Here is a 6,815-nt window from a genome sequence, read left to right as displayed (position 1 = left end):
GCTCGCCGGGAACGTCACGCAGGATTTCGATGGCGCGCTTGGTGTCCGGGCGGTTCTGGCCGGCGACGACCTGGATCTGCTCGAGGGGGAGGGGGTTGGTGAGGTGTACGGGGGTGGTGGTGTCGTCGATAGGCAGAATGCCCTGAAGATCGCCCGCTGGGATGCCGAGCAGCACAGTGCCTTCGGGCGCGTCGCGCAGCACCGATGTTTTCGGCGTGAAATGCAGCGAGCCGGTGAGCGGACCAGTGCCGAGCGTGTCCAGTGCCGCGGGGAACCAGAGGAGGTAATCCGCGGTGTCGCCGGAATTGTCGCGTGCTGCCAGTCCGGAATTGAGCCACGTGTGGATTTTCATGCGGCCGAGTATACGGACGGATTTCGGTGATATTTGGCTGCTCGCCCGGATACAGGTAATGTGTACGCAGCGCTGGAGATGTGCCAGAGTGGCCGAATGGGGCTCCCTGCTAAGGAGTTGCCCCCTTGACGGGGGCCGCAGGTTCAAATCCTGTCATCTCCGCCATTGCGCCCGTAGCTCAACGGATAGAGCATCTGACTACGGATCAGAAGGTTGGGGGTTCGAATCCCTCCGGGCGCACAAGAAAAACCCCCGCTCAGCGGGGGTTTTCGCATTGAGGGGCTACTGCGTCTCGACGACCGGCGCAACCGTAGTCGGCGCCTCCTCCTTATCCTTGCGGGACGAGCCGTTGACGTTGATGTCAACGCTCTGCACGTCCGGGACACAGGTGCGTACCGCGGTAGCGATCAGCAGCGCGGAAACCAGGCCGACGATACCGCCGCCGATTGCCATCGCCTGGGCAGGATCGAGGCCAGCGTTGCGGGCGGCCGCGGTGAAGATGTCGCCAGCCTGGCCGTTTGCCTGGCCCAGGCCCGGGAGGCCCGCCTGGTTAGCCAGCGCGAGCGGCAGCATCAGGACCAGCGGCACGCCAAGGCCGACGAGGGAAGCGATGCAGCGCGGGTCGGAGGACCCACCGGTGGCGTTGACCTTGGCGCCGACGAGCTTGTCGCCGCCCTGCTGGTCGCCGTTGCCGCCCTTCTTCGAGGAGCCGCCCGAGCTGCCGAACAGACCACCGTTGGCGTTGTCGCGGATGTCCGGGTTGGCGTTGTTCGTGACCACAACGGAGTTGTTCGAGCCGTTGTCGTTCGCGTTGCCGGTGATGACAACGGTCGGGTTCGCGTTGTTCGTCGCCACGACCGAGTTGTTGGAACCGTTGTTGTTCAGGTTGTCGCGCGGGTTTGCATTGTCCGTGACGACGACCGAGTTACCAGAACCGTTGTTGTTCGCGTTGCCGGTGACAACAGGGTTCGCGTTGCCCGTCACAATGGCCGAGTTGTTCGAGCCGTTGTTGTTGGCGTTGTTGGTGATGACCGGGTTGGCGTTGTTGGTGACCACAACGGAGTTGTTCGAGCCGTTGTTGGACCCGTTGTCGTTCATGTTGCCCGTGATAACCGGGTTCAGGTTATCCGTAATGACAACGGACGGGTTGCCGTTGTTGTTGAAGTTGTCGCGCGGGTTCGCATTATCGGTAACAACCACGGAGTTGTTGGAGCCGTTGTCGCGAATGTCCACCGTCGGGTTCGCATTGTTCGTCACGACGACCGAGTTGCCGGAACCATTGTTGGAGCCGTTGTCACGGATCTCCACGGTCGGGTTGGCGTTGCCGGTGACGATGATGCCGCTCGGCTGCACCTCAACCTTGACGATGCCCTCCAGCGGGCTCTTGCCGTCCTTACCGCCACCGAGCAGACCGCCGAGAAGGTTGCCGAGGAGGCCGCCGGCGCCGCTGCCGTTACCGCCGCTGCCGCCTTCGGAGCCTTCGCCCTTGCCGCCACCGATCAGGTTGCCAATGAGGCTGCCCAGGCCGGTGCCACCGGTCGCGCCGCCGATGATGCTTCCGAGCAGCGGGCCGAGAATGTCTGCTGCGGTACCTGCTACTTCAGCCGGGGTCTTGGACGGGTTCTTCGCAGCAATCTTCAGCGTTGCCTTGAACGTGTCCTTCGTGCCGTCGGCGTGGACCTGCTCGACGGAGACAGGCAGTTCAATGTCGCCTTCCGTGAAGGTGGCCGGCGGGGTGATGCGGACGCCGTCGGCGTCGGTGGTGACGCTCCAGCCGGTCGGCAGGCTCACGCCACCCTTGCTCAGGGTCACGCCTTTCGGCAGTTTGAGCGCATCCAGCGTCTTGGCGGAGGTGGACTTCTCAAAGTCGACCGGGTAGGTCTTCTCCAGTTCCTTTTCCCAATCGCCGACGGGGCGCTCGTCGATAACGTTCAGACGCAGCGTGGTCGTGAACGCCTCGCCCTCGGCGGGGGTCACCTTCACGGCGATGTCCTTGTTGCCGGTACCAAAAGCAGTCGCGGACTGCGGGCGAATCACGGTGAGGGTGCCGTTGTCGTTACGGAAGTTCCAGTTGAAGATCGTGTTCGTCGTCGGTGCGACGGTGTCACCCGGTTGCAGCTTCAGGCCTTCGACCACTGCTTCCTTCTTGTTCCAGAAGTTGGCGGTGTTGAAGCGACCGTTGAAGGCGTTTGCGGTTGTCTTCGGGGCATTGCTTGTCGACGACTCCTCCGCCGGCGGGGTAGCCGTCGTCGGAGCCGGCTCAGACGTTGGCTCTTCCGCAGGAGCGGTCGTGGTCGGAGCGGGCTCCTCCGAGGTTGGGGCCTCGGGCGTCGGTTCCTCGGACGTTGGGGCCTCGGAGGTCGGCTCCTCAGGCGTTGGCTCCTCCGGCGCTGGGCAGGCGTCGGCAGGCTCGGTGAACGTGTTTCCCTCGGCCTTCTCATCCACGACGTTGACCTTCAGCGTGGTGTCGAAGGAAGAGCCGTCGGCCTTGGTTACCTTGACCGCAATGTTCTGGTTACCTGTCCCGAAGGAGATCGCAGCCTCTGGACGGATGAGAATCAGGTTGCAGCCGCTGGTGCGGAAGCGCCATTTATTGCGGGCGAGAAGGAGTGCTGTTGCTTCGACCTTGTCGCCGGGCTCAAGCACAAGCCCTTCTACGACTGCTTCGTCGACATCCCAGAAGTTGGTGGTGGTGTAGGTGGTGTCGAACGCGCTGGCGTCGACAGCTGCCGCCACCGGGGTGATGCTGACGGGGGATACGAATGGCGCCACCAGCGCCAGGGAGAGCGCGCCCGCCGCGATGGATACGCGTCGGGAACGTACAGTTTTTGCCATGGGGGCTCCTTGGGTCTGGGCGATAACGCCGATTCCTGGGTGTTTCCGCGAGATGTATCGCAAAACGTTCGTAAAGTTTTACACATGCGTAATAAATGCGGAATAGCTATCTGGGAATAGCCCCCGCTCGGGTGAATATGAAGCCAGGTACGCTCGCGGTGTGAGAGCTATGCAAACGGCTGATTTGGCCAATATTGAACGGAAGTTGCGGCGCCGCCGTCTATCCCCGCGCGATTTGGCTGCTATGCAGCACAAACTCGCGGGGATGGACTTGCGTGACATCGTCCGTTTGGTGGAGCGGCAGCCGTCGAGACGCGGTGCGGAGCTGGTGCGACTGCTGCCAGCGCCTCGAGCCGCTGTGCTTTTCGACGCCCTCGCGCCCGCCCACCAGGCCGAAATCGTCGAAGCCTTAGGTGATCATCAGATCCCCGGCCTGTTCGATGCCCTCGGCACCGAGGACTTGGTCATGCTGCTCGATCACATGGATCCGGAGGTGGCGGAGCGGGTTCTCAACGAGTTGGATGAGGACGACCGCGCCTACACAGACCTGATTCTCGCCTACGAGAAGGGGTCGGTCGGCCGTGTCATGTCGCCGAATGTGGAGGCGGTTGGTGCGACGGAGACGGCGCAGGAGGTCGTCGATAAGCTGCGCGCGCATGTTGATGACCTGGAGACGATCTACACCGTGCCAGTTATCGACGACATGCACCACGTCACCGGCGTACTCAGCCTGAAGGACCTGTTCAAGGCGCGTGCGGACGACGAAGTGGGCACCATCATGCGCGAAACCCCCACCGTCGTGGAGAGCGAAGACGCCGAGTATGCGGCGCGTCGCCTGCTCGCGTCTGGTCACCTCGCGTACCCGGTGGTGGATAACGGCCAGCACCTCGTGGGCATTTTTACTTACGACGAGGCCCAGGACATCGTCGAGTTCGCCGACAGCGAGGACTCCGCACGTCAGGGTGGTTCCGAGTCGCTGAAGCAGCCGTACCTGTCCACGCCGGTGCTCAACCTGGTGCGATCCCGCATCGTGTGGCTGCTCGTGCTGGCGGTTTCCGCGATTCTGACCGTGCAGGTGCTCGGCATCTTTGAGGACACGCTCGCCCAAGTGACCGTGCTGTCCCTATTTATTCCGCTGCTGACCGGCACCGGCGGCAACACCGGTAACCAGGCCGCGACAACGGTGACGCGTGCGCTAGCGCTTCACGACGTCACCAAGGGCGACATCTTTAAAGTCATGTGGCGCGAACTGCGCGTCGGCGCGACCCTTGGTTCGGTGCTTGGCATCCTCGGTTTGGGCATCGCGTGGGCCGTTTTCGGGCAAGAAATCGGCATTGTGATCGGTTCCACACTCTTTTGTGTGTGCGCGATGTCCGCGACCGTCGGCGGCATCATGCCGATCATCGCTCGGGCGGTCGGCGCCGACCCGGCTGTGTTCTCCAACCCGTTCATCTCTACCTTCTGCGACGCGACCGGTTTGGTCATTTATTTCCTCATCGCCAAGAGTGTGCTTGGCCTGTAATGGTGTCTTGAACTGCCGTTTTGGTGGTGCGCCCTGCCGGGTGTAATGTTCTTCTTCGTTGCCAACAGGCACTGCGCCCGTAGCTCGACGGATAGAGCATCTGACTACGGATCAGAAGGTTGGGGGTTCGAATCCCTCCGGGCGCACCAATTTCGGGAAGGCCCCACACAGTTTGTGTGGGGCCTTCCCTTTTGCTTCTTTCGCGATTTTTCTGAGACGCAATTACGGCAAAGATTAATAAACCCTTTGAATCTGAATAAACACTGATTAAGCAGGGGCTTTAGATGTGAGTGCGCTTGAAAGCGCCTGTCCAAGTTGGTAAATTATTTGGAAGTCTCGTGCGGAAGTTCGTGTTCTATGTACTTCTTGCTCGAATTTCTCTCGTTATAGAAAAATCAACCATTGGAGCAATCTTGAACAACGCTTCCTCTCCGTTCGATTTCAACGCGAACTTCTCCGCGCGCCGTTCCTCACGTCGCGGCTTCTCCGGCAAGCGCACCGCCATCGCGGGCATGACCGCAGTGTCGCTGGCTCTGTCTGGCTTGGCTGTGCCGAGTGTTGTTGGTGGGGAGGGGAGTTTCGGGGTGCAGGCTGCAGCTGCTGCCGGCGTTGCTGCCCAGTCTTCGTATCCAGGGGGCAAACTGAGTTTCTCCACCTTGAATCTGGGCGCTATTGGGAAAACTGATCTTGCCATTACTACAGACCCTTACTATCAAAGGCTTAGGCCAAAGGCCCGATTCCCTGAGGGGCAAATGGTTTTCGACGTGAAAGTCGATGGGCACTCTATTGGTGCAGTAAACGGCCATTCAACTGACGGCGGTCTAAATTACCTACTCAAGACATCCTCACTGTTCGACGGAAATTCTAACTTCACGGGCAAGTCGGTAGTTTTTACGTCTCGGCAGAAGGTAACCACCGACAACCGCTGGCCGGTGCCAATGAAGGTGTCGATGGGTTCTCCGACCGAGAATGAGGAACAGTCGGATCCTGCAACCGGGTCGGTTCCGTTTTCTGTGTCTGGCCTTGGACGTGGCAAGCAAGTCACGGCCACGGTAAAAGACTCGAATGGTACCGAAGTGTGGTCTAGCAAGGTGGGCGAGGGTGAATCCCAGTCGTCCGAGCTGGCTCCGGGTGTCTACTCGGTGTCATTATCCGAATTGCCTTCCGGTTATAAGCTGTCTTCTGGAATCGAAGGCCAACAAACTGTCCGTATTGATGACAATGGTGTGAGTGACGGTTCTGCCTATTTTAGACTTGAGCAGATTACCGGCATTATTCCGTTTTCGTTGAAGGGGCTCGCTCGGGGGCAGCAAGTTCTGGTTACGGTTCGGGATGCGAATGGCGTCAAGGTGTGGGAAGGTTGGCGCAGCAATGGGGAAATCGATCTTAGAGGTGCAACCGTAGGTAAATATTCGGTCGAGGTGTCCGGATGGCCCGATGACCACAAGTTGATCTCGGCGGGTGGCGCTCTAAAACGGGCCGAAATTTTTAACGACGGCCAGAATTCTGGTGCCGTAGATTTTGAATTTAGCCAGAATAAGGGGGCAATCTCTGGTTCGGTTTCCGGCTTAGTTGGGGATGACAAAGCCACGATCGTAATTCGACAGGCGTCTGGAGACCAGGTATTTGCCCAGGAGCTCGGCAACGGCGAAAAGTTTGTGAGCGGAGCACTCACAAAAGGCACCTATAGCGTGTCTATTGCTAAGCCAGCTGATTACCGGATGGAATCAGAAGCAGTTATCGAAGTTGTAGTTGATAACGATGGTAAGGCATCGAAAACCGCAGACTTTAGGGTTGCCCAGAATAAGGGTGCAGTGGCAGGGTCTGTGTCGGGCTTGTTCGGCGATGACCAAGCTGAGGTAGTAGTTAGACGCGCTGGTGGGGAGCAGTTTTTCTCCAAGAGCTTGTCTAACGGTCAATCGTTTGTCACGGACGAATTGACTAAAGGCACCTATGTGGTCTCTCTTAATAAGCCTGGTCAGTACCAAATGGCTTCTCCTGCGGAATACAGAATTTCGATTGATGATGCAGGGCAGGCGTCCCAAACTGCTGACTTTAAAGTAACGCCGAATGATGGTTCGGTTTCCGGCGAGGTTTTGGATGATC

At 59.5% G+C, this 6,815-nt stretch carries 4 protein-coding genes and 3 tRNA genes; 5 read left to right on the top strand and 2 right to left on the bottom strand.

The features are described 5' to 3' along the window. On the bottom strand, nt 1-352 hold a 352-nt coding region (locus HMPREF2656_RS13000; RefSeq protein WP_168167525.1), incomplete at its 3' end, for a hypothetical protein. 74 nt (nt 353-426) lie between these two features. On the opposite strand from HMPREF2656_RS13000, the gene HMPREF2656_RS03115 reads away from it, so the two are divergent. Both HMPREF2656_RS03115 and HMPREF2656_RS03110 read left to right on the top strand, forming a co-directional pair. Then, a tRNA-Ser gene (locus HMPREF2656_RS03115) sits at nt 427-517 on the top strand. A gap of 2 nt (nt 518-519) precedes the next feature. Continuing rightward, nucleotides 520-592, top strand: a tRNA-Arg gene (locus HMPREF2656_RS03110). A 42-nt stretch (nt 593-634) separates the two neighbouring features. On the opposite strand, the gene HMPREF2656_RS03105 is transcribed toward HMPREF2656_RS03110, so the two are convergent. Next, complete coding sequence (locus tag HMPREF2656_RS03105) at nt 635-3,187, bottom strand: hypothetical protein (protein ID WP_070815826.1); 2,553 nt, start codon at nt 3,185-3,187, stop codon at nt 635-637. A 169-nt stretch (nt 3,188-3,356) separates the two neighbouring features. Here HMPREF2656_RS03105 and mgtE point away from each other — a divergent pair, with 169 nt between their 5' ends. The 3 genes from mgtE to HMPREF2656_RS03090 all read left to right on the top strand — a co-directional run. Continuing rightward, the gene (gene mgtE, locus HMPREF2656_RS03100) at nt 3,357-4,709 is read left to right on the top strand and encodes a magnesium transporter (RefSeq protein WP_070422014.1); all 1,353 of its coding nucleotides are present in this window, start codon (nt 3,357-3,359) and stop codon (nt 4,707-4,709) included. A gap of 73 nt (nt 4,710-4,782) precedes the next feature. Next, nucleotides 4,783-4,858 (top strand) — tRNA-Arg (locus HMPREF2656_RS03095). A gap of 189 nt (nt 4,859-5,047) precedes the next feature. Beyond that, on the top strand, nt 5,048-6,815 hold a 1,768-nt coding region (locus tag HMPREF2656_RS03090; RefSeq protein WP_141760994.1), incomplete at its 3' end, for an MSCRAMM family protein.

This window comes from Corynebacterium sp. HMSC034B08 (assembly GCF_001835805.1).
Taxonomy (GTDB): domain Bacteria; phylum Actinomycetota; class Actinomycetes; order Mycobacteriales; family Mycobacteriaceae; genus Corynebacterium; species Corynebacterium coyleae.
Note: the sequence above shows the minus strand (reverse complement) of the source record. Positions and strands in the feature narration are given on the sequence as shown.

What these genes read in the sequence shown, in the direction of transcription:
- HMPREF2656_RS03105 (WP_070815826.1), bottom strand. Translation starts at nt 3,187, where the DNA reads ATGGCAAAAACTGTACGTTCCCGACGCGTATCCATCGCGGCGGGCGCG.
- mgtE (WP_070422014.1), top strand. Translation starts at nt 3,357, where the DNA reads ATGCAAACGGCTGATTTGGCCAATATTGAACGGAAGTTGCGGCGCCGC.